This window comes from Kribbella soli, assembly GCF_004331345.1.
Lineage (GTDB): Bacteria > Actinomycetota > Actinomycetes > Propionibacteriales > Kribbellaceae > Kribbella > Kribbella soli.
Map to the genome: position 1 here is coordinate 1 of NZ_SJJZ01000004.1, position 23,989 is coordinate 23,989.

Here is a 23,989-nt window from a genome sequence, read left to right on the forward strand (position 1 = left end):
GCGGTGACCTTCTGGTCGGCGTGCTCGGCGTTCCAGGCCGCGACCATCTGCTTGCCCCAGGCCACTTCCTCGGCGTTGTTCGAGTACCAGATCGTGATCGGTCCGCGGGCCTGCGCGGCGGCGTCGGCGTCACCAGCGCCGCCACCGCCGCTCCCACACGCGGCGAGCGAGCCGGCCAGAACCACGGCCAGCAATCCAGCTTGTAGCTTCATCAGGGGGTTCCTCCTACAAAGGGGGTGCGGCGGTGGAGCGCCGTACGACGAGTTCTGCGGGCGGCAGCTCGACGTCGGGTACGTCGGTGTCGCCGTCGACGACCCGGTTGAGGGTCTGGGCCGCCGTCTCGCCGAAACGGAACGGGTCGGCGCGGACCGTGGTCAGACCGGGATGCACGTACTCGGCGAGCTCGCTGTCGTCGAAGCCGGCGATGCTCAGGTCGTCCGGCACGGTCAGGCCCGCGGCCTGGGCGGCGCCGAGACCCGCGATCGCCATCCGGTCGTTCGCATAGACGATCGCGGTCGGCGGCTCCGGAAGCGCGAGCAACCGCCGGGTGGTCTCGATTCCACCGGCCGCCGTGAAGTCACCGGTCTCGACCGCGACAGGTTCCAGACCGGCCGCGGCCAGAGTCTCGGCGAAGGCCGTGGACCGTGCCGTGGCGTGCACGAACGCGGGCGGACCGGCGACCTGCGCGATCCGGGTGTGCCCGAGCTCGATCAGGTGCTCGACGACGGCCCGTGTCCCCGGCCGGTCGTCGAGGGTGACGGCCGGGAACGGCGAATCGCCGTCCGGCCGGTTCAGGGTGACCGCGGGCAGGCCGAGCTCGACCAGCAGGCCGATCCGCGGATCGTCGTGCCGGAGGTCGGACAGGAACACCCCGTCGACCCGCCCGTCCTGCGCGAGCCGCCGGTACCCATCGGCCTCCGAACCGTCGGCGACCACCTGCAGAACGAGCGCCTGCCCCCGCGTCGACAGCACGCTCTCGACCCCGGCGATGAACGCCGGGAAGAACGGATCCGACGACAGCACGGCCGGATCCCGGGTGATCACCAGGCCGAGCGCGAACGCCTTCGAGACCGACAGCGACCGCGCGCGGTTGCTCGGCCGCCAGCCGAGCTCGTCGGCGGCGGCGAGGATCTTGTCCACGGTCGACTGCGCCAGCCCGGGGCGCCCGTTGAGCGCGAACGACACCGAGCCCTTGGACACGCCGGCCCGGCGCGCCACATCCGCGATCGTCGGCCGCTTCGCCACCCGAACCTCCAATTAAACCGGTTTAAAGAGCATCTAAACCGGTTAAAACCACTGCTGTCAAGATCTGAGAGCTTTGCGCAATACCGCAATCTGCAGGCGGTTCCGCGCACTCGTTTGCAGCCGATCGCTTGACGGAGCGGTTGTCACGGCGCTTGACTGGTCGGCAGTGACGCACCCAGCCGGTACCAGGCCGACGGCCTGAAGTCCGGTTTCCCGGCGCCAGGGTGGTGAGAAAGCCCGAGGCGGGGTCGCGTCCCCGGGACCGATGGAGCAATCGTGTCCAGACTCACCCGCCGCCTGCTGGTAGCAGCCGCGGCCACCGCCCTCGCAGTCACCGCCTCCACCCTCACCCGAAACCCTGCCGACGCGGCCGTCACGCTCCCGCCGGCGCACGCGAAGTTCGACTACCAGATCGGCGGCGCGTACACCCCGCCCGCCGGTGTCCAGGTGGTCACCCGCGACCGGACCGCCACTCCGGCGGCCGGCCTCTACAACATCTGCTACGTCAACGCCTTCCAGGTCCAGCCCGGAGAACAGGGCCAGTGGGGTTCCGACCTGCTGCTCCGCGATGCCAAGGGCAACCTTGTGATCGACGAGGACTGGGGCGAACCGCTGCTCGACCTCCGGACGGCGGACAAGCGGAACCGGATCGCCGCCAAGGTCAACGGCTGGATCGACGGCTGCGCAGGCAAGGGCTACAAGGCGATCGAGCCCGACAACTACGACAGCTACACCCGCTCGAAGAACCTCCTCACCGCCGGCCAGGCGAAGGCGTACCTGACCTTGCTGGCCACCCACGCACACAGCAAGAGCCTCGCCATCGGCCAGAAGAACACGGTCGAGCTGGCCGGTGACCGAACCTCGGTCGGCCTGGACTTCGCAGTCGCCGAGGAATGCGGCCAGTACGACGAGTGCGGTGACTACGTGGATGCCTTCGGCAACAACGTGATCGTGATCGAGTACACCGACAATGGCCGGCGTACGGCGTGTTCGCAGTACGGCGGAACGCTCTCGATCGTGCAGCGCGATGTGGACGTCTCCGTCCCGGGCGACTCCGGGTACGTCCGCAAGACCTGCTGAAACTCCTTTCCTGCAACCTTTCTGGAGACCGCCATGTCTCAGCATGCTCGAAACCTGTCCCGTCGTGACGTCCTCCGCGCGGCCGCCGCCGTCGCGGCCGCAGGCACCCTCAGTGCTTGCGGTAAGAAGGATGAGGATCAAGGGGCTGACGGTGTCGTGACCCTTGACCTCTGGCACGGCCAGGTGGATCTCGGCAAGGCCGCGATCGACTCCCTGATCACTGCGTTCAACCAGTCGCACCCGAAGATCAAGGTGGTCGGCGGCGGTGGCGGCGTGACCGCGGACAGCATGCTGCAGAAGGTCACCGCGGGTCTGGCGGCGGGGTCCTACCCGGACATCGCGTACATCTTCGGGTCGGACCTCGCCAGCCTGACCAAGAGTCCCAAGGTCGCCGATCTCACCGGCCAGCTGAAGATCGACGACTACTGGCCGGCCGCGAAGGACGCGGTCAGCGTGAAGGAGAAGGTCCGGGCGGCGCCGGCGCTGCTCGACTCGCTCTGTGTGGTCTACAACAAGAAGCTGTTCGCGGCCGCCGGTGTGGCCGCGCCGAAGGCCGGCTGGACCTGGGACGATTTCGTTGCCGCCGCCAAGCAACTGACGAACCCGGCGAAGGGCATCTTCGGCACCGGGTGGCCGGGCGTCGGCGACGAGGACACGGTCTGGCGGATCTGGCCGATGATCTGGGACCTCGGCGGCGACGTGGTCAGCGGCGACGGCAAGAAGGTCGGCTTCGACTCGGTCGGCACGAAAGCCCTGGAAACACTGGACCGGTTGCGGAGCGACAAGTCGTTGTACGTCGACCCGAAGCCGGGTAGCGAGCAGCTGTACCAGGTGTTCCTCGGCGGCCGGATGGGAATGGTCGCCACCGGCCCCTGGCAGCTCCCCGAGCTGAAGGACAACGGCCTCGAGTACGGCGTGGTGCCGCTGCCGTCGTACTCCGGGAAGCCGATGACGATCTCGGGGCCGGACACCTGGACGATCTTCGACAACGGCAAGGCCAAGGTGAAGGCGGCCACCGAGTTCGTCACCTGGCTGGCCGACCCGGCGCAGGACATCCAGTGGGACGTCAAGGGCGGCAGCCTGCCGATCACCAAGGCGACGGCCGAGTTGCCGCAGTGGAAGAAGCACTCGACGGAGACCAACGGCCTCGAGGTCTTCGTGACCGCCCTCGACACCGCGAAGGTGCGCCCGACGATCTCGACGTACCCGCAGATCTCGGAGCACATGGGTCAGGCCATTGCCGCCGTACTGCTCGGGAAGCAGAGTCCCGCGGACGCGTTGAAGCAGGCCGTCGACCAGTGCAACCAGGTGCTGGCGGTGCCCAACTGATGGCCAGCGTGGTCGGGACGTTCACCGTCGATCCACGCTCGCGGGCCGCCAAGCGGCGGGCGCGTGGTGAAGGTGCGACCGGGTGGGCGTTCGTCAGTCCGTCGGTGGTGATCATTCTCGGGCTGAGCGTCGTCCCGGTGCTGTGGTCGTTGCTGTTGTCTTTCCAGGTGAACGACCTGGTGTCGCCGAGCGAGTGGGTCGGGCTGGCGAACTACAAGGCGCTGGTGAAGGACCCGGCGTTCGGGTCCGCGGTCTCGCACACGCTGATCTATACGGCGTTGTATGTGCCGTTGAGCGTGGTGGCCGGGTTGGGGATCGCGATCGCGCTGGACCGGAAGATCGCGTTGATCGGGCTGTACCGGACCTTGGTGTTCGTGCCGTTCGTGGTGTCGGCGGCGGCGCAGGGCGTGCTGTTCTCGTTCGTGCTGGACCCGGAGTTCGGGGTCGCGAACTCGTTGCTGCACAAGCTCGGGCTGCCGGCGCAGGGGTTCTTCAGCGATCCCGGTCAGGCGCTGTACCTGCTGGTCGCGATCTCCTTGTGGAGCGGCACCGGGTTCTGCGTCATCGTCTATCTCGCAGGCCTGCAAGGGGTTTCGAGCGATCTGGTCGAGGCGGCGCGGATCGACGGCGCCGGTCGTTGGGGCGTACTGCGGCACGTGACGCTGCCCGCGCTGGCGCCGGTGACGATCTTCCTGCTGCTGTTCCAGACCATCAACGCGCTGCAGGTGTTCGACCTGGTGTTCGTCACCACGAAGGGCGGACCGCTCGGGTCCACGACGGTGATCGTGTACTTCATCTGGGAGAAGGCGTTCAAGACGTTCACGGCCGGCTACAGCGCGGCCGCGGCGTACACGTTGGCCGTCGCGTTGCTGGTGGTCGGCGCCGCCTTGCAGATCTACCGGCGGAGGGTGGCTGCTCGATGAAGAGGTTGCCTTTCAGCGGTTGGCATCTGGTGCTCGCGCCGCTGGCGTTGCTGTTCGCGTTGCCGTTGGTGTGGCTGCTGGTCAGCTCGGTGATGAGCAACGCGGAAATCAACCGTTTTCCGCCGGCGTTGTGGCCGCAGGGGATCAAGCTCGACGGATACCGGTACGTGCTCGGAAACGCGTTGTTTCCGCGCTGGTTCCTGAATTCCTTCATCGTTTCCGCGGTGGCGGTGACGGCGAACCTGGTGCTCGGAACGCTAGGCGGGTACGCGTTCGCGCGGATCCGGTTCGCCGGGTCGAAGATCGTCCTCGGGCTGATGCTGGCGACGATGGTGATCCCGTTCCAGCTGACGATGATCCCGACGTTCCTGGTGATGAAGCAGCTCGGCCTGATCGACACGCTCGGCGCGCTGATCGTGCCGTCGCTGGTGACACCGCTTTCCGTGTTTCTGTTCCGGCAGTTCTTCGTCTCGCTGCCTCGCGAGCTCGAGGAGGCAGCCTGGATCGACGGCTGCGGGCGACTCCGGATCCTGGTGTCGATCGTACTGCCACTCGCGCGGCCGGCGTTGAGCACCGTCGCCGTACTGACGTTCCTCGCAACCTGGAACGACCTGACCTGGCCGTTGATCGCGATCAACAGCGACTCCACCTACACCCTCCAGCTGGGACTCACGACGTTCCAAGGACAGCACCACACCCAGTGGTCCGCCGTGATGGCCGGCAACGTCATCACCGTGCTGCCCGTTCTGCTGGGGTTTCTCCTGGCCCAGAAGGCGTTCATCCGTTCGCTGGCCTCCACCGGACTCAAAGGCTGACTATGGACCTCCTTGTCATTGGCGACGCCAACCCTGATGTGGTGATCGGGCCGGTTGACCAACCGATCCTGTTCGGTCAGCGGGAGCGTCTGGTTCCGACCGGCTCGCTCGTGCTCGGCGGCTCCGCGTCGATCATGGCGTGCGGCGCGGCCCGGCTCGGGCTCAGCGTCGCGTTCGCAGGCCGCGTCGGCGACGACCCCGCGGGCGACTTCGTCCGTACGTCGCTTGCCGACCGGGGCGTGAACGTCGACGCGCTGGTGGTCGACTCCTCGCTGCCGACCCCGCTCACCACCATCCTCACCTCGGGCGACGATCGAGCGATCCTCACGTCTGCGGGATGTTTGCCCAACACGACCGCGGACGACGTACCGCTGGAGCTGGTGCGTTCGGTGCGGCACGTGCATGCGGCGTCGTTCTACCTGTTGCCGGCGTTGGCGGCCGGGCTGGCCGGGATCTTCAAGGAAGCGAAGGCTGCGAAGGCAACCACCTCGCTGGATCCGAACGACGATCCCACCGGACGCTGGGACCGGTCGACCCTCGACCCGATCCTGCGGCTCACCGACTACTTCCTCCCCAACGCTGCCGAGGCCCTGGCCTTGACCGGCCATCACCAGGTCGAGGACGCGGCCGGCATCCTCGCCCGCCGCGGCCCGCTGGTCGTGGTCAAGAACGGTGTCGACGGCGCCATCGCCCACAACGGGTCGAAGGTCGTCACCGCACCGGCGCTCAAGGTGGACACGATCGACGCAGTCGGAGCAGGCGACAGCTTCGACGCCGGCTGGGTGGCCGCCGTACTCAACGGATCCCGCACCGACCGCGCCCTCGCGATCGCCGCGGCGTGCGGTTCACTCTCAACCCGCGCAGCGGGCGGTACAGCCGCACAACCCGACTGGGACGAGGCTTTGGAAAGCGTGACGTCATGACCAGGATTGCGTTCATCGGCGCCGGCAGTGTGGTTTTCACGCAGGGCCTGCTCGCCGACCTGTTCGCGCTCGAGCTCGGGCCGTTGCAGATCGCGCTGCACGACATCGACCCCGAGCGGCTCGAGACGGCTGCGGCCGCGGCGTCGTACATCGCTCGGGAGCGTGGCGTCGTACCGCAGATCAGCAAGCATCTCGAGCGCCGGGCCGCGTTGGACGGGGCCGACTTCGTCATCAACATCGTGCAGGTCGGGATGAACGCGGCGACCCAGGCCGACTTCGAGATCCCCGCCCGGTACGGGATCCGGCAGACGATCGGCGACACGCTCGGCGTCGGCGGGGTGTTCCGCGCACTCCGGACGTTCCCGGTACTGCGGGGGCTCGCGAACGACATCGCCGACGTCTGCCCGGACGCGTGGCTGCTCAACTACACCAATCCGATGGTGATGAACGTCTGGTACCTCAAGGCGCTCGGGGTCCGGAACGTCGTCGGGCTCTGCCACTCGGTGTACTGGACGATGCAGGGGCTGTCCGAGTTGGTCGGCGTACCGTACGACGACGTCACGTACCTCGCTGCCGGGGTGAACCATCAGTCGTGGGTACTGCGGTTCGAGCGCGGAGCCGAGAACCTGTACGACCGGTTGGACGAGGCGATCGCGGCGGATCCGGAGCTGCTGCGCCGGGTCCGGGTCGACATGTACCGGCGGCTCGGGTTCTACCCGACGGAGACGAGCGAGCACTCCTCGGAGTACGTACCGTGGTACCTCGGGCACGCGCGCGAGATCGAGCGGCTCCGGCTGCCGATCGGGACGTACCTCGACATCGTCGCGGAGAACCTCGCGTCCTACGAGCAGACCCGCAACGCGTTGAAGGCGGGTGAGCCGGTCGAGGTCGACCCCACGATGGAGTACGCCCCGCAGATCATCCACAGCATCGTCACCGGCACTCCTCGGACGGTCTACGGGAACGTGCCGAACACCGGCCTGATCTCCAACCTGCAAGCCGGGGCCGTCGTCGAGGTTCCATGCCTGGTGGACGCGTCCGGCGTCCGGCCGACCGCGGTCGGCGCCCTCCCAGCGCAGTGCGCGGCGCTCAACCGCTCGTACCTGAACGTGGCCGAACTCGCCGTACAGGCAGCGATCGAGGAGGATCCGCGCGCGATCCGCCAAGCCGTCATGGTCGACCCGGCGACCGCGGCCGCGCTACCCGTCGAGCAGATCTGGGAGCTGTGCAACGACCTGGTGCTTGCTCACCGCAACTACTTGGACCCGTCGTTGAGAGCGGCACTCAGGTAGTCGCGGTACGTCGCGAAACCGGCAAGGACCTCGGCCGCGGTGGGCTGACCGGTGAGTGCGCCGACGCCCTGGCCCGCGTAGATCGACGCGCGGGCCGGGTCGGAGGTCTTGGACCCTTCGACCCACACCTCGTGTGCCGAGTCCTTGGTCTTCAGTTCCTCCTCGTGTCCTTCCCAGCTGTCGAAGAAGGCGTTGCGGAGTGCCCGGCCACCGAACTCGTCGGGCCAGCCCGCGCGCGAGGCGGCGTCGAACACCGTGCCGTAGACGGTCTCGGTCTCGTCCGCCTCGATGATCCGTTGCCGCGCCGGTTCCTTCGTCTGCGCCTCGACGCAGGTCAGGAACGCCGTACCGATCCACCCGCCAACGGCCCCAGCGGCCATCACGGCAGCCAGGCCACGAGCGCCGGAAATCCCGCCACCCGCGAGCACGGGCAGATCGGTCGTGTCGAGAATCGCCTGCAGCAACGGGAGCGTGGCGACGGCGTTCCGCCCGTGCCCGCCCGCCTCGGCGCCGCGGGCAACGATCACGTCCACGCCGGCATCCACAGCCTCGCGGGCGTCCGCGACCGTGCCGGCCTGCGTGGCGACGACGATCCCGGCCTCCTGCAGCGGGCCGACGTACGGCGCATAGTCCCCGAAGCTCAGCGACACCAGCGCGGGCCTCAGCTCCAGCACCGCTTCCAGGTGCTCAGGATGATCCTTCACCGACCACGCCATCAACCCGATCCCGTACGGCGTCCCAGCTGCCGCCGCAATCGCACCCTCGGTCCGGATCCAGTCAGCCGTGACGGCCGATCCCGCGCCGAGCATCCCCAGCCCACCCGCGGCGGAGATCGCCGCCGTCAGCTGCCCGCCACTGACATTCGCCATCGGGGCCCCGACCACCGGCACCCCAACCCCAAACTTCTCCCGCAGCCACATACCCCAAGCGCACCACACCCCACCCCCCACCCGCCATGGCCAGCACCACACACCGGCGCAACCGGCCGGCCAGTCGCGGGGGGTGTACCCGCGCGCCGGTGGCGGTGAACAGGTTATTTCCCCCGCCCACCCCCCAGTACCTGTTCAAACCAGCAACGGCCGGCCCCAGTAGAGGGGAACCGGCCGTTGGTGGTGTTGCTCAGAACTTGTAGACGTCCGACTGCGGGTCGCCGTGGCAGCGCTTGTACTTCTTGCCGGAGCCGCAGGGGCAGGCGGCGTTGCGCGGCGTGCCGGCGTACTCCAGGGTGCCTTCCTCGACGGCGTCCTGGTGCATCGCGACCTCGTCGTCACCGTCGATCGTCGGCGCCGAGTACGTCAGCCGCTGCGGACGCGGCTCGTTGGTGAGGCCCTTCGCCCGCAGACGCGGCGTGTCCCGCGGCCGCGGGGCGTCCTGCGGGCGCTCCTCGTCCTCGTCCCCGCCGGCGAGCTCCGCGACCGCCGGGCCTGAGCCGAGGATGTCCTGGATCCGGCGGCCCTGGAGGCTGTCCTCGTCCGCGAGCGCCGCCTCATTGGCGAGCTCCATCTCGGCGCGCATCGCCTCCACGTCCACCTCGACGTTGAAGATGAAGCCGACCGACTCTTCCTTGATCGACTCCATCATCGAGGCGAACATGTCGTAGCCCTCGCGCTGGTACTCGACCAGCGGGTCGCGCTGCGCCATCGCCCGCAGGCCGATGCCCTCCCGCAGGTAGTCCATCTCGTACAGGTGCTCGCGCCACTTGCGGTCCAGCACGCTCAGTACGACGCGGCGCTCCAGCTCGCGCATCGACTCCTCGCCGAGCAGTTCCTCACGCCGCTCGTACGCCGCGTTCGCGTCCTCGAGGAAGCGCTCGACCAGGAAGTCCTGAGTCAGGCCGGCCTTCTCGCCGCCGGCCTCCTCGATCAGCTCTTCCTCGGTGAGCTCCGACTGGTACAGCGTCTTCATCGCGGTGAACAGCGCGTCCAGGTCCCAGTCCTCGGCGAACCCGTCCGCGGTCGCGCCCTGCACGTACCCGGTGACGGTCTCCTCGAGCATGTCCTGCACCTGGTCGCGCAGGTCGGCGCCCTCGAGCACCCGGCGGCGCTCGTCGTACACGACGTGCCGCTGACGGTTCATCACGTCGTCGTACTTGAGGATGTTCTTCCGGGTCTCGAAGTTCTGTGCCTCGACCTGACCCTGCGCGGACGCGATCGCCTTGGTGACGACCTTGTTCTCCAGCGGCTGGCTGTCGTCGTTGTTCCGCGACATCGCCCAGTCGACCATCTCGCGCTTGAACAGCCGCATCAGGTCGTCCTCCAGCGACAGGTAGAACCGGGACTTGCCCGGGTCACCCTGCCGGCCGGCACGACCGCGCAGCTGGTTGTCGATCCGGCGGGACTCGTGCCGCTCGGTGCCGAGGACGTAGAGGCCGCCGAGTTCGCGGACCTCCTCCTGCTCCTCCTTCACCTGCTTCTCGAACTGCTCGAGCATCGACGGGTACTCCGCCTCGTACTCCTCGATGGCCTCCGCCGGGTCGAGGCCGCGGGCGCGCAGCTCCTTGTCGGCGAGGAACTCCGGGTTCCCGCCGAGGATGATGTCGGTACCACGACCGGCCATGTTGGTGGCCACCGTGACCGCGCCCTTGCGGCCGGCCTCGGCGACGATCGCCGCCTCACGCGCGTGCTGCTTCGCGTTCAGCACCTCGTGCTTGATGTTCTCCTTGAGCAGCTGCCGGGACAGCCGCTCGGACTTCTCCACCGACGTCGTACCGACCAGGATCGGCTGGCCGGTCCCGTGCGCGTCGACGATGTCCTTGACCACCGCGTCGAACTTGGCGTCCTCGGTGCGGAAGATCAGGTCCCGCTCCTCGACCCGGATCATCGGCTTGTTGGTCGGGATCGGCACCACACCGAGCTTGTAGACCTTGGAGAACTCGTTCGCCTCGGTCATCGCCGTACCGGTCATGCCGGCCAGCTTGCTGTAGAGGCGGAAGTAGTTCTGCAGCGTGATCGTCGCGAGGGTCTGGTACTCCTCCTTGATCTCGACGCCTTCCTTGGCCTCGATCGCCTGGTGCAGGCCCTCGTTGTAGCGGCGGCCGTGCAGCGTCCGGCCGGTGTGCTCGTCGACGATCAGGACCTCGCCGTCGTCGACCACCACGTAGTCCTTGTCCCGGTGGAACAGGTCCTTGGCCTTCAGCGCGTTGTTCAGGTAGCTGATCAGCGGGGTGTTGGCCGACTCGTACAGGTTGTCGATGCCGAGCCGGTCCTCGACCTTCTCGATCCCGCGCTCGAGGATCGCGACCGTGCGCTTCTTCTCGTCCACGTCGTAGTCGGCGACCCGGCGCTTGGTCTCGTCGATCTCGAGGTCGGTGACCCGCGGGTTCTTCCGCTTCAGCTCCGCCTCGTCGGCCAGCGTCCAGGCCTTCAGCGAGTTCGCGATCCGGGCCATCTCGACGTACCAGCGCTGGCTGTCCTCGGCCGGGCCGGAGATGATCAGCGGGGTCCGGGCCTCGTCGACCAGGATCGAGTCCACCTCGTCCACGATCGCGTAGTTGTGCTCGCGCTGGACGCAGTCCTCGATGCTGCCCGCCATGTTGTCGCGCAGGTAGTCGAAGCCGAACTCGTTGTTGGTGCCGTAGGTGATGTCCTTGGCGTAGGCGATCCGGCGCTCGGCCGGGGTCATCTCCGGCAGGATCACGCCGTAGTCGAGGCCGAGGAAGTGGTACACCCGGCCCATCCACTCGGCCTGGTACTTGGCCAGGTAGTCGTTCACCGTGACCACGTGCACGCCCTTGCCGGACAGCGCGTTCAGGTACGTCGGGAGCGTGCCGACCAGGGTCTTGCCCTCACCGGTCTTCATCTCCGCGATGTTGCCCAGGTGCAGCGCGGCCCCACCCATGATCTGGACGTCGTAGTGCCGCTGGTGCAGCGTCCGTTTGGCGGCCTCCCGGACCACCGCGAAGGCCTCCGGGAGCAGCGCGTCCAGGGATTCCCCGTTCTCGTGCCGCTCCTTGAACTCCGCGGTCTGCGCGCGCAGCTCCTCGTCGGACATGTTGACGAAGTCGTCCTCGATGGAGTTGACCATCTTCGCGATGCCCTGCAGCTGGCGCAGGATCTTGCCCTCGCCGATCCGCAGGACCTTGTCGACAACCTTCATGGTGGGGAGTTCACTCCTTGCTGCTGAAACCTGGGTTGCGGCCGAACGCCGACAGGGCACGGCCGACCCACCGGGAAGGCGTGCGTCCACCATCGTACGGGGCCGGGTGTGCCAAGCCACGCCCGCAGCGTGCCTCGAGCCCTACCCGACCCACGTGCGGGCGGGCCCGAAAGTTCCCAGCAGCTCCTCAGGAACCGCGCAGAGCGTCACTGAGCGCTGGCGAGAGGTCACCGCCGCCTGCCACCCGGACCTGGTTCAACCCGAGCCATCCGGCCAGCTGAACGAGCTCCACCGCCAGCTCCTCGGCGGTCTCCACGGGCGCCTTCGGCTCCGCGTGCGCCGACTGGACCAGCAGCACACCGCCGGGGCGGTCGGCCTTGAGGTCGACCCGGGCGACCAGCCGGTCCCCGAGCAGGAACGGCAGCACGTAGTACCCGTGGACGCGTTTCTCCGCCGGGACGTAGATCTCGATGCGGTACCGGAAGTCGAAGAGGACTTCGGTCCGGGTGCGCTCGTACACCAGCGAGTCGAACGGGCTGACCAGGGCCCGCGCGTTCACCCGGCGCGGCAGCCGCGCGTCGCGGTGCAGGTACGCCGGGCGCTTCCAGCCGTCGATCCGGACCGGGAGCAGCTCGCCCTCCTCGACCAGCTCGGAGATCGCCTGCAGGGTCGGCGCGGGCGCGGTCCGGAAGTAGTCCCGCAGGCACTGCGCAGTGGCCACCCCGTGGGCCCGGGCCGCGATCGACACCAGCCCGCGGTGCGCCTCGTCGAGCGTCGGAGTCGGTGTCTCGACAACGGCGCGGGGCAGCACCCGCTCCGGTACGTCGTACAGCCGCTCGAACTGCTGGTTGCGGCGGGCGACCGTGATCTCGCCGGCGAAGAACAGGAACTCGAGGGCACGCTTCACGTCGGACCAGTTCCAGCCCCAGTTGTCCCGGGCCCGCTCGACGTCGTCGTCGATCTCGCGCGCGGTCAGCGGACCGTGGTTCCGGACGTCGGCGAGCACCTGCTTGACCAGGTCCGGACGCTCCTTCGCGATCGACCGCGGGCCGCCCCACGCCTCGGTCGTCGCCCGGGCCATCCGCCAGCGCATCAACGGGTGCGTCTCGACCGGAATCAGGGACGCCTCGTGCGCCCAGTACTCCACCAGGCGGCGCGGGGCCTTCCCGGCCGCCCGGTCCAGCAGGTCGCGCGGGTACGGACCGAGGCGGGAGTAGAGGGGCAGGTACTGCGTCCTGCTCAGCACGTTGACCGAGTCGATCTGGATCAACCCGATGCGGCCCAGCACCCGGGTCAGGGCCCGCATGTCGGGGATGCCTTTGGGACGCGGGTCCGTGAAACCCTGCGCCGCGAGCGCCACCCGGCGCGCCTGAGCCGTCGAGAGCTGAAGCTGCGTCGTCATACCGCGAATTCTGCCTGGCCCCACCGACAGAACCGTGCGGGCATAACTCCGGTGTTACCCAAAGTGGGAGGTGCGCTACGGATGGTGTTCGGGGGAACCTGCGAGCAGGCCGTCCGCCCGTGCGGCCCCTATCACCCTGGAGTGAGGCATGACAGGAAAGAAGCATGTGGTCCGCGCTGCCCTCGCGGCCGGCGTACTGACCGCGGCGTCCCTCGGTGCGGTGGCCGTAGCAGGCTCCGCGTCGGCCGCGCAGTCGCCCGACGTACCCAAGACCCGGATCGTCGGCGGCACCATCGCCCACACCGCCGACACCCCCTGGGCCATCCAGCTCTCGAACAGCGGCTCCCCCGACCCGACCGGTGAGTGGTGCGGCTCGACGCTGGTGAAGGCCAACAAGATCGTCACCGCGGCGCACTGCGCACAGGAGGCGGCGTCCACCTACACCGCGATCCAGGGCCGCGACGACCTCGCCGACAAGTCCACCGGCAAGGAATCGAAGATCAGCAGCATCTGGGTGGACCCGGAATACGGCAAGTCGCCTGCTCACGACGTCGCGGTGATGACGCTGGCGACGCCGTTCGAGGGTGTCGACACGCTGGCACTGGAGACCGACAAGGCGGCCGACGCTGCCGGCGCGGCCTCGATCGTCTACGGCTGGGGCGAGACCGAGGGCACCGGCCCGGCGGACACCTTCCAGAAGGTCGACGTACCGGTGCTGGGTGACGCGTACTGCGAGAAGGCGTACGCGAGCGAGGGCTACACCGCCGACGGCGAGATCTGCGCCGGGTACGAGGAAGGCGGCAAGGACTCCTGCCAGGGCGATTCCGGTGGCCCGCTGGTCCTCAACGGCCGCCTGTTCGGCGTCGTGTCGTGGGGCATCGGCTGCGCGGACGCCGGCAACCCGGGCGTGTACGCCGAGGTCGCGACGTACGCCGCCGAACTGCAGCAGCAGCTCGACAGCTGACCTACCGCGGGACAGCGAAGGGGCCGGGCGATTCGCCCGGCCCCTTCGTCGTGTACCTCCTGAGGTCTCAGACGGCCAGCCGGATCACGCCGTAGTCGTAGCCGCGACGGCGGTAGACGACGCTGGGCTGGTTCTCGTCGGCATCGACGAACAGGTAGAAGTCGTGCCCGACCAGTTCGAGCTCGTAGAGCGCCTGGTCCAGGGTCATCGGCTTGGCGGTGTGGGTCTTCTCGCGCATCACCAGCGGTCCGTCGCCGGTGACCAGGAGAGATCCGTACTTGTGTGTCGCCACCTCGTCCTCGGCGACTGGTTCCTCCACTACAGGTGCGTTGCCGTTGAGCGGCTGCTTCGCGTTCACGTGCCGCAGGCCTTCCGGCGCACGCTCACCACGGTGCACACGACGCCGGTCGGCTGCCTTGCGGACCTGGGACCGGAGCCGGTCCAGGCAGACGTCGAACGCTGCCTGCTTGGTCTCCCCGCACGCCTCTGCGCGGACCACCGGACCCTTGGTGTACATGGTGAGCTCGACACGCATCGCCCGATCGTGCTGTCGCGGGTTCTTCTCCTGGCTGACTTCCACCTCGCACCGCAGTACCCGGTGATCGACCTTCTCGATCCGCTCGAGTTTTTCCTCGACGTACTGCCGGAAGCGGTCACTGACCTCGCAGTGATGACCCTTGACAACGACGTCCACGGAAACCTCCATCGATCGGCGACTCTTTTACGTGTTCGGACCCCCGTGCTCGTTGTGACGGTGCCCGAAACGAGAACACCCGCTGTCGAACCCGTCGGACCTCGTGGCGAGGAATCCGGCTGATCCGGTCCTCCACCACTTCACTGCCCGACAAGCCCTAGCGGGTGTCATAAGCCAACGCTAGTCGGCTTCGGCGAAAACCGGTAGAGAAGTTCTCATGAACCAGACGTCCGGTGTCTCGCGGTGGCGGCGAGCAGCGCACAGCCGAGGACCTGGATTCCCCGGGATTCCAAGGCGCGGCAGGCTTCGGTGAGCGTGGATCCGGTGGTGATCACGTCGTCGACCAGCAGGACCGGTTGATCGATCAGCGTTTCAGCCCAGCGCGAACGCAGCCCGAATGCCCCGTCCAGGTTCGCGGTACGGCGTTCCGCGGACAGCCCGGCCTGGTCATCGGGACGTCCCACGACCCGTAGCGCGTCGGCCGTCCGGGCGTCGATTCCCTGTCTGCGCAGGGATCTGACGGCAGCCTTCGTAATCCGCCCGAGCGGATCGTGCCCGCGCTTGCGGACCGTTGCCCGAGGCGACGGCACCGGACACACCCACACCGCGCGCCGCTGGTCGAGGCTCGCCCGTACGACGTTCGCCAGCAGCTCACCGAGCGGCCTGGCAAGGGCATACCGGGCGTGTTCCTTGTGCGCGAGGATCAGGTTGCGGAGCTCCCCGGCGTACGGCGCGGCGGCGGTCGGGGGCGCGAGACCGGGCGGACTCGGGTCGGGCCATGCACGGAACGGAGTCAGTTCGGTCAGTAGCCGACGGCAACCACCACAGAGAGTGACGCCAGGCCGCGTGCAGCCCGCGCACCGGCCGCCGAGCACCAGGTCCACGAACCCGTCCCACCCGCGCACCACCTCACGGTCCACGATCCGCCGCGGCCCCCGCAACCGCGGGAGCCGGAGCCTGTGGACAACTGGCTCAGCCGGGGTAGGTGGGGATGATCGTGGCCTGGCTGTTGTCGGCGTCCATGGAGACCCACCCGAGGTCCTTGCTGAGCCAGTGGATGCGGCCGGCGTCGTCCTGGATCACCGGCAGCGTGTCCTTGTGCGTGTTCGACGCGACGTGCTCGGGCACGAAGGCCGGCGCCGCACCGGGCAGCAACTGCAGGCTCGACCCGTCGGTGCTGACCAGCCAGGGCTGTGGCGCCGCGTTGGCGGACCCGACCACGATGATGCCCTGCTTGTCCCAGGCCGCATCGGTGATGTTGGTCAGCTCCAGCCGCAGCGGCCGGAACTCCGCCAGCTTCAGTTGCTTGCCGCCGTTCGTGGTCTGGACCGTCGCCGTCTCGACATAGTTCTGCTTGGTGGCCGCGCTTCGGACCACCAGCAGCGCCCGGACACCGTCCGGCGCCATCCGCAGGGCGACCGGAGTATCTCCCTTGAAGTCGGTCTCGACCAGGCTGACCCGCCCGCCGTCGTCGTGGCGGACGCGCAGCCGCGGGTGGGCGCTGTCGGCTCTGTCCAGGAACCACAGGTTGTCCTGGCCGTCGAAGGTCGGCGGCAAGGTCGGCTCGTCGACCTTGATCTCGGACGCCTTGCCGGCGTTGTCGGGCGGGTCCAGCCTCCCGTAGACGACATGGCTCCCGTCGGCGGTGACGATCGCCCCGGCGTCACCCGCCAGCGTGACCGCGAAGGCCTGGGCCTTGTAGGGCGCCAACGGGCCCGAGTTCAGCGGCTGGGCGGAGATGTCCGACGCCCCGTCCAGTCCGACGATCCGCTGCGGCTTCTGCCCCAACAGACCGTAGAGCTTGGTCATCGCACCGGCCGACGCCTGCGGGTCGTACGCGCTGAAGTTGGCGAACGGCAGAACCTCCGGCTCGTCCGGCAGCAGCGGTGCACCGCCGACGGTGATCTTGGCTCGGAGGTTGAGCTGGTTCAGCGTCCAGACGATCTGCGCCGCCAGCAGCCGCCGCTCCTGGTCCCGGAGCGATCCGGCGGTGTCGTTCAGCGCCACGGTGGCGACGCCGAGGTCCACCGGGACCGACACCTGTACCTCGGTGCCGGGTGGCGCGATGGAGACGACGCCGTTGCCCAGCCGAGTGGTCGGGCCCTTCAGCAGCTCCTGGATGAGCTGCGTCGCGGCCTGGCCGGACGGGAGGTTCTGCGGCAGCCAGACCTGGTCCGGCACCAGCAGGTCCCGGGACTGGTTGAAGAAGTACAGGTCCCGGGGAGCGAGCTTGAGGTCGACCTGGTTGCTGCCCAGGTACGCACCCGGCGGTACCGAGTCGACGCGGAGCTGCCCGTCGACCTTCTTCAGCTTGAACAAGAAGTCGGCCTTGTCGGTCGCGGCTGCCGGGGTCCACTCGCCGCGCGCGCCGATGGTGGCGATCTTCTGCGCGGTCAGCTGGATCCCTTCGCTCGTCCGGGTCAGCGACTCCGGACGCTGGTCGTACACCACGGTCTTCGACTCCGGCTTCCATTCCCCCGCGGCCTGCGGGGTCATGTACTGCCGCGCCACGTCGTACGCCTGGGAGTCCGACATGGCCTCCAGGAAGCCGCTGACGATCTGCATGTCGCCGATGTTCGCCCGCGGCGGCTTCGCCTCGACGCCGACGCCGCCCAGGTCGGGCGCGAGCCCCTGCCGCTCACCGTTGCGGATGGTGCCCTTGGTCGGCACGGTCGCGCAGCCGCCGAGCAGCGCCACGGCCAGCACGACTCCGAGCAGTCGGCGTCTCACCGCTCCTCACCGCCGCTCAGCTTCTGGTACGGCGCACCGACGTCGACGAGCTCGGTGACGACCCGGGTCGCGTCGGGCGGGCGTGGCGGCAGCGGCGAGCCGGTCAGCGCCACGTCGGGGCGGCGCGGCAGCGTCAGCCGGAAGTACGCGCCGTCGCCGGGCGAGCCCCACGCGTCCAGGCGGCCGCCGTGCAGGCGGGCGTCCTCGAGCGCGATCGACAGGCCGAGTCCGGTGCCACCCGTGGTCCGGGCCCGCGCCGGGTCGGCCCGCCAGAACCGGCTGAACACCATCTCCGCCTCCTCGGGCCGGAACCCGACCCCGTGGTCGCGGACGGCCACCGCTGCGGAATCGTCGTCGTACGCCGTGCTGATCCGGATCGGCAGGCCCTCGCTGTGCTCGATCGCGTTGCCGATCAGGTTGCGCAGGATCCGCTCGATCCGGCGGGAGTCGACGTTGGCCCTGCACGGCCGCGGCATGTCCAGCTCGACCGGGCAGCCCTTACGGTCCAGCAGGGTCTCGTGGTTCTCCAGGACGCGGCTGACGATGTCGCGCAGGTCGACGTCCTCCAGGTCCAGGGCGGCCGCTCCGGCGTCGAACCGGCTGATCTCCAGCAGGTCGGCGAGCAGCTCCTCGAACCGGTTGAGCTCGTTCTGCAGCAGCTCCACGGAGCGGCGGCTGATCGGGTCGAACTGGTCACGGGTCTCGTGCAGCAGGTCGGCGGCCATCCGGACCGTCGTCAGCGGCGTCCGCAGCTCGTGGGACACGTCCGACACGAACCGGCGCTGCAGCCGCGACAGCTCCTCCAGCCGGCGGATCTGCCGCTGCAGGTTGGAGGCCATCTTGTTGAACGAGACCGCCAGCCGCGCCAGGTCGTCGGTGCCGCGGACCTGCATCCGCTCCTCAAGCTTGCCGGCCGCCAGCCGCTCAGCGATCCGCCGTGCCATCCGCACCGGGGTCACGACCTGCCGGGTGACCAGCCAGGCCACCGCACCGAGCAGGACGATCAGCAACAGACCTGCGGTGAACAGGGCCCGCTGTACGACGTCCAGCGTCTCCTGCTGCGCAGTGAGCGGGAACAGGAAGTAGATCGCGTACTTGTCGCCGGTGGAGTCGATCCGGATCTGCGAACCGATCACCAGCCCCGGGACGCTGGGGCTCTCCCGGTAGTTGATCTGTGTGTACGTGTCCCACAGCTTGGAGCCGTCACTCACGACGGAGGAGGCCAGCGGCTGCGGGATCGAGTTGCTGTCGACCAGTCCGGTGTAGCGGATCGCGTTGGACGCCGCCTGGTCGGTCGGCACCAGCAGGACGTCGTACAGGCCCGGGCGGTTGGAGCCGAGGACCAGCTTGGACAGCTCCTGGTTGACGGTGTTGCGGTTGGCGGCGTCGATCGTCACGGACAGCTGCTGGAGCTGCGCACGGACCTCGGCCTGTGCGCTCATCCGGCGGGACTCCAGGACACCGTCGGTGACCTGGCTCATCATCACCCAGCCGACCAGGATCAGGACCAGCGTCGACATCAGCAGCGTGCCGGTGACGATCCGGGCCTGGATGGACCGCCGCCAGATGTCCGGCCAGTGCTTGGGGTGGGTCCGCCACAGGGGCTGCGGCTGGGCAGACCAATCCACCGCGGCGACGGTCAGCTCCAGGTCCGTCCCGCGGGACTCGGTCACCGCCGGCTCGGGCGGTGCCGTCGGCTGCGCGCCCTGGTGGTCGGCGATCTGTCCGGTGTGTACCTCGGTTCCGGGGTCCACCACCACGTCGTCGGCGGCAGCCTGCGACTCTTGGCCGCGTCCGTACTCGATCAGTCCGCACCCGCCTTGTATCCAACACCGCGGACCGTGACCACGATCTCCGGGTGCTCAGGGTCCTTCTCGATCTTGGAGCGCAGCCGCTGGACGTGCACGTTCACCAGCCGGGTGTCGGCGGCGTGCCGGTAGCCCCAGACCTGCTCCAGCAGCACCTCGCGGGTGAACACCTGCCAGGGCTTCGACGCCAGGCAGACCAGCAGGTCGAACTCCAGCGGCGTCAGCTGAATCGTCTCGCCGGCCCGCTTCACCGAGTGGCCGGCGACGTCGATGGTGAGGTCGCCGATGGTCAGCGACTCCGGACCGGGCTCGTCCATCCGGCGCAGCCGGGCCCGGATCCGGGCCACCAGCTCCTTCGGCTTGAACGGCTTGACCACGTAGTCGTCGGCGCCCGACTCGAGCCCGAGCACCACGTCGACGGTGTCGCTCTTGGCGGTCAGCATCACGATCGGCACGCCGGACTCGGCCCGGATCGCCCGGCAGACGTCGATCCCGTCCATCCCGGGCAGCATCAGGTCGAGCAGCAGCAGATCGGGCTTGAACTCCCGGAACGCCGGTACCGCCTTGTCACCGGTCGCACACAGATACGTGTCGTAGCCCTCGTTGCGCAGCACAATGCTGAGCATCTCCGACAACGCTGTGTCGTCGTCGACGATGAGAACGCGGCCCCTCATCGCCCGGTTACCGTCTGCCACGCCCTGCTCCTTGCCGTCCGATTGCTATCCGACTGCCGTCTGATCGGGGTGCGCCCGGCGAGTGCCAGACCGTTCGCACTACGGATAGTGTCCCATTCCCCCGGTACTGCACACGCCGGATCGCCGTATGACCCCGAGTTGGGCTGTGATCATGGTGCACGGCCGGGGTTCACCACAACTCACGTGCCGGCTGGTACGACGGTTCACCGGGAGAAGAGGTACGCAGTGGCCGACCAGAACATGCGCCTGCACGACGACGTGGCGACCGAGCCGCTGCGGCCGTGGCTGCCGGCGGATCTGCTCGACAACGCCGCCCGGACCATCTCCGACAACAAGACGATCATGCTGGGCCTGCCGGTGCTGGCCGGGATCGCGCTGGTCGCGGTGCAGGCCGTTCTGACCGAGGTCGCCGTACCGGGTGGGCTCGGTGGGTTCTTCGGGGCGGACGATCCGTTCGGGCAGGCCGGTGCGGCGCTCTTGCTCACGTACGGCGTACAAGTGGTGCTGTTCTCGGTGGTGTCGAGCATGCTGGCCGGCATCATCGCGCTGGCCGCGGTGCGGAGTCAGCTGGCGCACCGGGCCGGTCCACGCGAGCTGATGCGGCTGGTGCGACCTGCGCTCCCCGCACTCGCTGCTGTCGGTCTGGTGCAGTCGCTGTCGTTCATGCTGCTGCTCGGCGGCTGGGGACTCGCAGTGCTCGGCATCGGCGCCGGAACGGACGCCGCGATCTCCTCCGCGGCGGCCGGGGCTGCGGCGCTGGCGATGATGTTCGTCGGCGGGATCCTGGTGCTGATCTTCGGTATCCGGCTGGTGCTCGCGGGGACCGTCGTGCTGATGGAGGGCCGGCATGCACCGGACATCGGGCTCTACATCCCGGTCCGGGTGGGAGTCTGGGGTGCGCTGCGGCGGTCCTGGCAGCTGGTGAAGGGCAAGTTCTGGCGGGTGTTCGGGATCCTGCTGTTCGGCGGGCTGGTGGTGAACATCATCGGCTACGCGCTGCAGTTCGGGGTCAGTGCGCTGATCATCACCGTCGGCTCGTGGGCCGATCTGAGTGACAGCACCGGGGCCGTGGTGGTGACGATCGTGCTCGCCGTGGCGGCGGGGATCGCGACGCTGATGACGCTGATCGCGAGCCTGGCGTTCATGTCGGCCGTACAGGCCCTGATCTACCTCGACCTCCGGGTCCGCCGGGAAGGTCTCGACCTGTGGATGCGTCCGGCGCTGCGGTTCGAGGAGACGGTGTGATCCTGTTCCCGTTGGAGCCGCCCGTCGACATCGACCGGGACCAGGCCGCTCAAGAGGCGGCCAAGGAGCTGTCCAAGTCCGCGTACCGGGACTCCGGCTCGCTGATCGAGAGGGCCATCGGCAAGGTGGTGGACTGGATCGGAGACCTGCTGAACAGCCTCACCGGCTCCTCACCCAACGGCCACGCCGGTCTGACCATGCTGATCAGTCTGCTGGTCCTTGTCGTGGTTGTGGTGCTCTGGCGGTCCGGCGTACTGCGGACCAGCCGTAGGGCGAAGGCCCAGGCCGTTTTCGACACCACCCGGCCGCACAGCGCCGCGGAGTACCGCGCACTGGCGGAGCGGGAGGCCGCGTCCGGGGACTTCGCGTTGGCGATCCGCAGCCGCTTCCGGGCGTGCGTAGCGGAGCTGACCGAGCGGACCGTGCTGGACGAGCGGGCAGGACGTACGGCGTACGAAGTGGTTGCTGACGCGTCGCGAGCGGCGCCCGTACTGCGTGAGCCGCTGCAGCCGGCCGCACTGGTGTTCACGGAGGTTGTCTACGGCAACCGCCCGGGAACTCCGGAGCGGTACGCCGTTGTTGTGGCTGCTGACGACGCAGCGCGGACCGCACGGGTGGCTGCATGAGCACGTCTGTTGGGCGGAGCGTTGGCGAGAGCTGGCGTGCATTGCGGACACCGCTCCTCATCACTGGCTTCGTTGTGCTGGCAGCGATCGTTGTTCTGATCGCTACGTCCGCACGGACGTCAGGACAGTTCAGCCCGGACTCCACCGAGTCGACCGGGGCACGGGCGCTGGCAGCGTTGCTGGAGGACCACAACGTCGACGTACACGGCACGGAGTCGCTGAACGACGCCGTACAAGCAGGAGGCGGCAGTACGCTCCTCATCGGCCCAGGCGGCTCGCTGGACGACGGAGACTGGCGGCGGATCGCACAGGCACAGTGGAGCCATATCATCCTGATCCGGCCCGGTAGCCGCGCTCTGGAGGCCCTTGCGCCCGGTGTGCGGCCGACCGGCAACTCTTTGGCCACCCGCAGCCGCCAGCCCGGCTGTGAGCTTCCAGCCGCGGTGAAGGCAGGCACGGTCACCGTCAACGGACCGACGTACTCCGCTCCCGAGGGAGCGACCACCTGTTACGGCGACGGCATCAACAACACCGTGGTCCGGCTGGAGGTCGGCGACCGGCTCGTCGACGTGATCGGTACGCCGGGGTCGTTCATGAACGCCCGGCTCGCCGACGACGGCAACGCGGCGTTGGCGCTCAACCTGCTCGGCACGCACCAGGATCTGACCTGGTACCTGCCGCAGTGGGAGTCGGACTACCCCGACTCTGATGGCGAGAGCAGCGCACAGCTGATCCCACCTGATGTCCGCTACATCGCCTGGGCGCTGGCGTTCGCCGTACTGGTGGTAGCGATCTGGCGCGGGCGGCGCCTCGGCCCTGTGGTGGCAGAGCGGCTGCCGGTGATCGTGCACGCGGCTGAGACGACTGAGGGCAGGGCGCGGCTCTACCGTCGCTCACGGGCCCGCGACCGCGCTGCGTCGGCACTGCGCGAGTCGGCGCTCGGCCAGTTGCACGAGGCGCACGGCATCCCGCGACGGGCCGATCCGTCGGCTGTGGTCGCGACTGTCGCCGCACGGACCGGCCGGGACCCAGCCATGCTGTACGAGCTGCTCTACGGCCTGCCGCCGCTCACTGACGCCGCTCTGATGTCCTTGTCCCAGGAACTCGACGTACTGACGCAGGAGGTACGACACCCGTGACGACTACCGAGGTCACCGCGGACCAGGCCCGGCAGGCTCTGGTCGCGCTACGGACCGAGATCGGCAAGGCGGTGGTCGGCCAGGACACTGCTGTGACCGCACTGGTACTCGCCCTGCTCTGCCGTGGCCACGTGCTGTTGGAGGGCGTCCCCGGTACGGCGAAGACGCTGATGGTGCGGGCGCTGTCGACGGCGATGCGGCTGGACACCAAGCGCGTGCAGTTCACCCCTGACCTGATGCCGGGTGACGTGACCGGATCGCTGGTGTACGACGCGAAGACGAGCGAGTTCGAGTTCCGGCCGGGACCTGTGTTCACGAACATCCTGCTGGCGGACGAGATCAACCGGACGCCACCGAAGACGCAGGCGGCGTTGCTGGAGGCAATGGAGGAGCGACAGGTCACTGTGGACGGCCAGCCGCGCAAGCTGCCGGTGCCGTTCGTCGTTGCCGCAACCCAGAACCCGATCGAGTACGAGGGCACGTATCCGCTGCCCGAGGCGCAGTTGGACCGGTTCCTGCTGAAGGTCACGCTGGACATCCCGCCACGCGACGCGGAGATCGCCGTACTCGCCCGGCACGCGCAGGGCTTCGATCCGCGGGACCTGGAGGCTGCTGGGTTGCGCCCGGTGGCCGGCCCGGAGGACCTGCTGGCCGGACAGAACGCCGTACGCCGGGTTGCGGTCCGGGAGGACGTTCTGGCCTACGTCGTCGACCTGTGCCGAGCCACACGCCAGTCGCCGTCGCTGCAACTGGGCGTCTCCCCTCGTGGTGCCACGGCGCTGATGGCGGTCTCCCGCGCGTGGGCGTGGCTGTCGGGCCGCGACTACGTCATCCCGGACGATGTGAAGGCGATGGCGCGTCCTTGCCTTCGGCATCGAGTACAGGTGCGGCCGGAGGCTGAGCTGGAGGGTGTCAGCGCGGACGCGGTGCTGGAGAGCGTACTCGCGACGGTGCCGGTGCCACGCTGATGGTCCTGACTGGCCG

General features: G+C 68.7%; 20 protein-coding genes and 1 pseudogene. 11 read left to right on the forward strand and 10 right to left on the reverse strand.

Annotated features, from left to right (window positions below; translation table 11 throughout):
- A pseudogene (locus E0H45_RS30865) lies at positions 1 to 212 on the reverse strand (sugar ABC transporter substrate-binding protein); the annotation flags it as partial.
- Between the two features lie 13 nt (positions 213 to 225).
- Positions 226 to 1,245, reverse strand: coding sequence for a LacI family DNA-binding transcriptional regulator (locus E0H45_RS30870; protein WP_131344003.1), 1,020 nt, complete (start codon positions 1,243 to 1,245; stop codon positions 226 to 228).
- Between the two features lie 276 nt (positions 1,246 to 1,521).
- On the opposite strand from E0H45_RS30870, the gene E0H45_RS30875 reads away from it, so the two are divergent.
- The 6 genes from E0H45_RS30875 to melA are packed head-to-tail and all read left to right on the forward strand — an operon-like array spanning position 1,522 to position 7,607.
- Positions 1,522 to 2,325: an endo alpha-1,4 polygalactosaminidase gene (locus tag E0H45_RS30875; RefSeq protein ID WP_238155416.1), complete on the forward strand. Its 804-nt coding sequence runs from the start codon at positions 1,522 to 1,524 to the stop codon at positions 2,323 to 2,325.
- 33 nt (positions 2,326 to 2,358) lie between these two features.
- The gene (locus tag E0H45_RS30880) at positions 2,359 to 3,654 is read left to right on the forward strand and encodes an ABC transporter substrate-binding protein (protein ID WP_131344007.1); all 1,296 of its coding nucleotides are present in this window, start codon (positions 2,359 to 2,361) and stop codon (positions 3,652 to 3,654) included.
- Positions 3,654 to 4,577 carry a carbohydrate ABC transporter permease gene (locus E0H45_RS30885; RefSeq protein WP_131344009.1) on the forward strand — a complete coding sequence of 308 codons (924 nt, stop codon included), beginning with the start codon at positions 3,654 to 3,656 and terminating at the stop codon, positions 4,575 to 4,577. Before E0H45_RS30880 ends, E0H45_RS30885 begins: the two co-directional genes overlap by 1 nt.
- On the forward strand, positions 4,574 to 5,392 hold the full coding sequence (locus tag E0H45_RS30890; RefSeq protein WP_131344011.1) for a carbohydrate ABC transporter permease: 819 nt from the start codon (positions 4,574 to 4,576) through the stop codon (positions 5,390 to 5,392). Before E0H45_RS30885 ends, E0H45_RS30890 begins: the two co-directional genes overlap by 4 nt.
- Positions 5,393 to 5,394: 2 nt before the next feature.
- Positions 5,395 to 6,315: a carbohydrate kinase family protein gene (locus tag E0H45_RS30895; RefSeq protein ID WP_131344013.1), complete on the forward strand. Its 921-nt coding sequence runs from the start codon at positions 5,395 to 5,397 to the stop codon at positions 6,313 to 6,315.
- Positions 6,312 to 7,607, forward strand: coding sequence for an alpha-glucosidase/alpha-galactosidase (melA, locus tag E0H45_RS30900; protein WP_131344015.1), 1,296 nt, complete (start codon positions 6,312 to 6,314; stop codon positions 7,605 to 7,607). Before E0H45_RS30895 ends, melA begins: the two co-directional genes overlap by 4 nt.
- Here melA and E0H45_RS30905 read toward each other — a convergent pair.
- The 3 genes from E0H45_RS30905 to E0H45_RS30915 all read right to left on the reverse strand — a co-directional run bounded on the left by E0H45_RS30905 (position 7,571) and on the right by E0H45_RS30915 (position 13,104).
- Positions 7,571 to 8,476, reverse strand: coding sequence for an NAD(P)H-dependent flavin oxidoreductase (locus E0H45_RS30905; RefSeq protein WP_238155419.1), 906 nt, complete (start codon positions 8,474 to 8,476; stop codon positions 7,571 to 7,573). The genes melA and E0H45_RS30905 overlap by 37 nt on opposite strands.
- 250 nt (positions 8,477 to 8,726) lie before the next feature.
- Positions 8,727 to 11,702: a preprotein translocase subunit SecA gene (secA, locus tag E0H45_RS30910; RefSeq protein ID WP_131344019.1), complete on the reverse strand. Its 2,976-nt coding sequence runs from the start codon at positions 11,700 to 11,702 to the stop codon at positions 8,727 to 8,729.
- A 187-nt stretch (positions 11,703 to 11,889) separates the two neighbouring features.
- Positions 11,890 to 13,104: a winged helix-turn-helix domain-containing protein gene (locus E0H45_RS30915; RefSeq protein ID WP_131344021.1), complete on the reverse strand. Its 1,215-nt coding sequence runs from the start codon at positions 13,102 to 13,104 to the stop codon at positions 11,890 to 11,892.
- 148 nt (positions 13,105 to 13,252) lie between these two features.
- Here E0H45_RS30915 and E0H45_RS30920 point away from each other — a divergent pair, with 148 nt between their 5' ends.
- The gene (locus E0H45_RS30920) at positions 13,253 to 14,068 is read left to right on the forward strand and encodes a S1 family peptidase (RefSeq protein ID WP_131344023.1); all 816 of its coding nucleotides are present in this window, start codon (positions 13,253 to 13,255) and stop codon (positions 14,066 to 14,068) included.
- Between the two features lie 67 nt (positions 14,069 to 14,135).
- Here the strand turns inward: E0H45_RS30920 and hpf are convergent, their stop codons facing one another.
- The 5 genes from hpf to mtrA form a co-directional block, all read right to left on the reverse strand.
- Complete coding sequence (gene hpf, locus E0H45_RS30925) at positions 14,136 to 14,762, reverse strand: ribosome hibernation-promoting factor, HPF/YfiA family (RefSeq protein WP_198682368.1); 627 nt, start codon at positions 14,760 to 14,762, stop codon at positions 14,136 to 14,138.
- A gap of 215 nt (positions 14,763 to 14,977) precedes the next feature.
- A complete protein-coding gene (locus tag E0H45_RS30930) occupies positions 14,978 to 15,667 on the reverse strand; it encodes a ComF family protein (RefSeq protein ID WP_131344025.1) in 690 nt (229 codons plus the stop codon).
- A gap of 67 nt (positions 15,668 to 15,734) precedes the next feature.
- Entirely contained in the window at positions 15,735 to 17,492 is a 1,758-nt protein-coding gene (locus tag E0H45_RS30935; RefSeq protein ID WP_131344027.1) for an LpqB family beta-propeller domain-containing protein, read from the reverse strand.
- Entirely contained in the window at positions 17,489 to 19,246 is a 1,758-nt protein-coding gene (mtrB, locus tag E0H45_RS30940; RefSeq protein WP_238155421.1) for an MtrAB system histidine kinase MtrB, read from the reverse strand. The genes E0H45_RS30935 and mtrB overlap by 4 nt, the downstream gene beginning before the upstream one ends.
- A gap of 50 nt (positions 19,247 to 19,296) precedes the next feature.
- On the reverse strand, positions 19,297 to 19,974 hold the full coding sequence (mtrA, locus tag E0H45_RS30945; protein WP_131345780.1) for an MtrAB system response regulator MtrA: 678 nt from the start codon (positions 19,972 to 19,974) through the stop codon (positions 19,297 to 19,299).
- 246 nt (positions 19,975 to 20,220) lie between these two features.
- Here mtrA and E0H45_RS30950 point away from each other — a divergent pair, with 246 nt between their 5' ends.
- The 4 genes from E0H45_RS30950 to E0H45_RS30965 are packed head-to-tail and all read left to right on the forward strand — an operon-like array spanning position 20,221 to position 23,973.
- Positions 20,221 to 21,240 carry a hypothetical protein gene (locus tag E0H45_RS30950; protein ID WP_238155422.1) on the forward strand — a complete coding sequence of 340 codons (1,020 nt, stop codon included), beginning with the start codon at positions 20,221 to 20,223 and terminating at the stop codon, positions 21,238 to 21,240.
- A complete protein-coding gene (locus tag E0H45_RS30955) occupies positions 21,237 to 21,866 on the forward strand; it encodes a DUF4129 domain-containing protein (RefSeq protein ID WP_238155423.1) in 630 nt (209 codons plus the stop codon). The genes E0H45_RS30950 and E0H45_RS30955 overlap by 4 nt, the downstream gene beginning before the upstream one ends.
- Positions 21,863 to 23,005 (forward strand): DUF4350 domain-containing protein, encoded by a 1,143-nt coding sequence (locus E0H45_RS30960; RefSeq protein ID WP_131344029.1) that lies wholly within the window; start codon positions 21,863 to 21,865, stop codon positions 23,003 to 23,005. The genes E0H45_RS30955 and E0H45_RS30960 overlap by 4 nt, the downstream gene beginning before the upstream one ends.
- Positions 23,002 to 23,973 carry an AAA family ATPase gene (locus E0H45_RS30965; RefSeq protein WP_131344031.1) on the forward strand — a complete coding sequence of 324 codons (972 nt, stop codon included), beginning with the start codon at positions 23,002 to 23,004 and terminating at the stop codon, positions 23,971 to 23,973. Before E0H45_RS30960 ends, E0H45_RS30965 begins: the two co-directional genes overlap by 4 nt.
- Positions 23,974 to 23,989 lie beyond the last annotated feature (16 nt).

Bases quoted from the DNA above. Each gene is read 5' to 3' on its own strand.
- E0H45_RS30880 (WP_131344007.1), top strand. From the start codon at position 2,359: ATGTCTCAGCATGCTCGAAACCTGTCCCGTCGTGACGTCCTCCGCGCG.
- E0H45_RS30885 (WP_131344009.1), top strand. From the start codon at position 3,654: ATGGCCAGCGTGGTCGGGACGTTCACCGTCGATCCACGCTCGCGGGCC.
- E0H45_RS30890 (WP_131344011.1), top strand. From the start codon at position 4,574: ATGAAGAGGTTGCCTTTCAGCGGTTGGCATCTGGTGCTCGCGCCGCTG.
- E0H45_RS30895 (WP_131344013.1), top strand. From the start codon at position 5,395: ATGGACCTCCTTGTCATTGGCGACGCCAACCCTGATGTGGTGATCGGG.
- melA (WP_131344015.1), top strand. From the start codon at position 6,312: ATGACCAGGATTGCGTTCATCGGCGCCGGCAGTGTGGTTTTCACGCAG.
- E0H45_RS30905 (WP_238155419.1), bottom strand. From the start codon at position 8,476: ATGGCGAATGTCAGTGGCGGGCAGCTGACGGCGGCGATCTCCGCCGCG.
- secA (WP_131344019.1), bottom strand. From the start codon at position 11,702: ATGAAGGTTGTCGACAAGGTCCTGCGGATCGGCGAGGGCAAGATCCTG.
- E0H45_RS30915 (WP_131344021.1), bottom strand. From the start codon at position 13,104: ATGACGACGCAGCTTCAGCTCTCGACGGCTCAGGCGCGCCGGGTGGCG.
- E0H45_RS30920 (WP_131344023.1), top strand. From the start codon at position 13,253: ATGACAGGAAAGAAGCATGTGGTCCGCGCTGCCCTCGCGGCCGGCGTA.
- mtrA (WP_131345780.1), bottom strand. From the start codon at position 19,974: ATGAGGGGCCGCGTTCTCATCGTCGACGACGACACAGCGTTGTCGGAG.
- E0H45_RS30960 (WP_131344029.1), top strand. From the start codon at position 21,863: ATGAGCACGTCTGTTGGGCGGAGCGTTGGCGAGAGCTGGCGTGCATTG.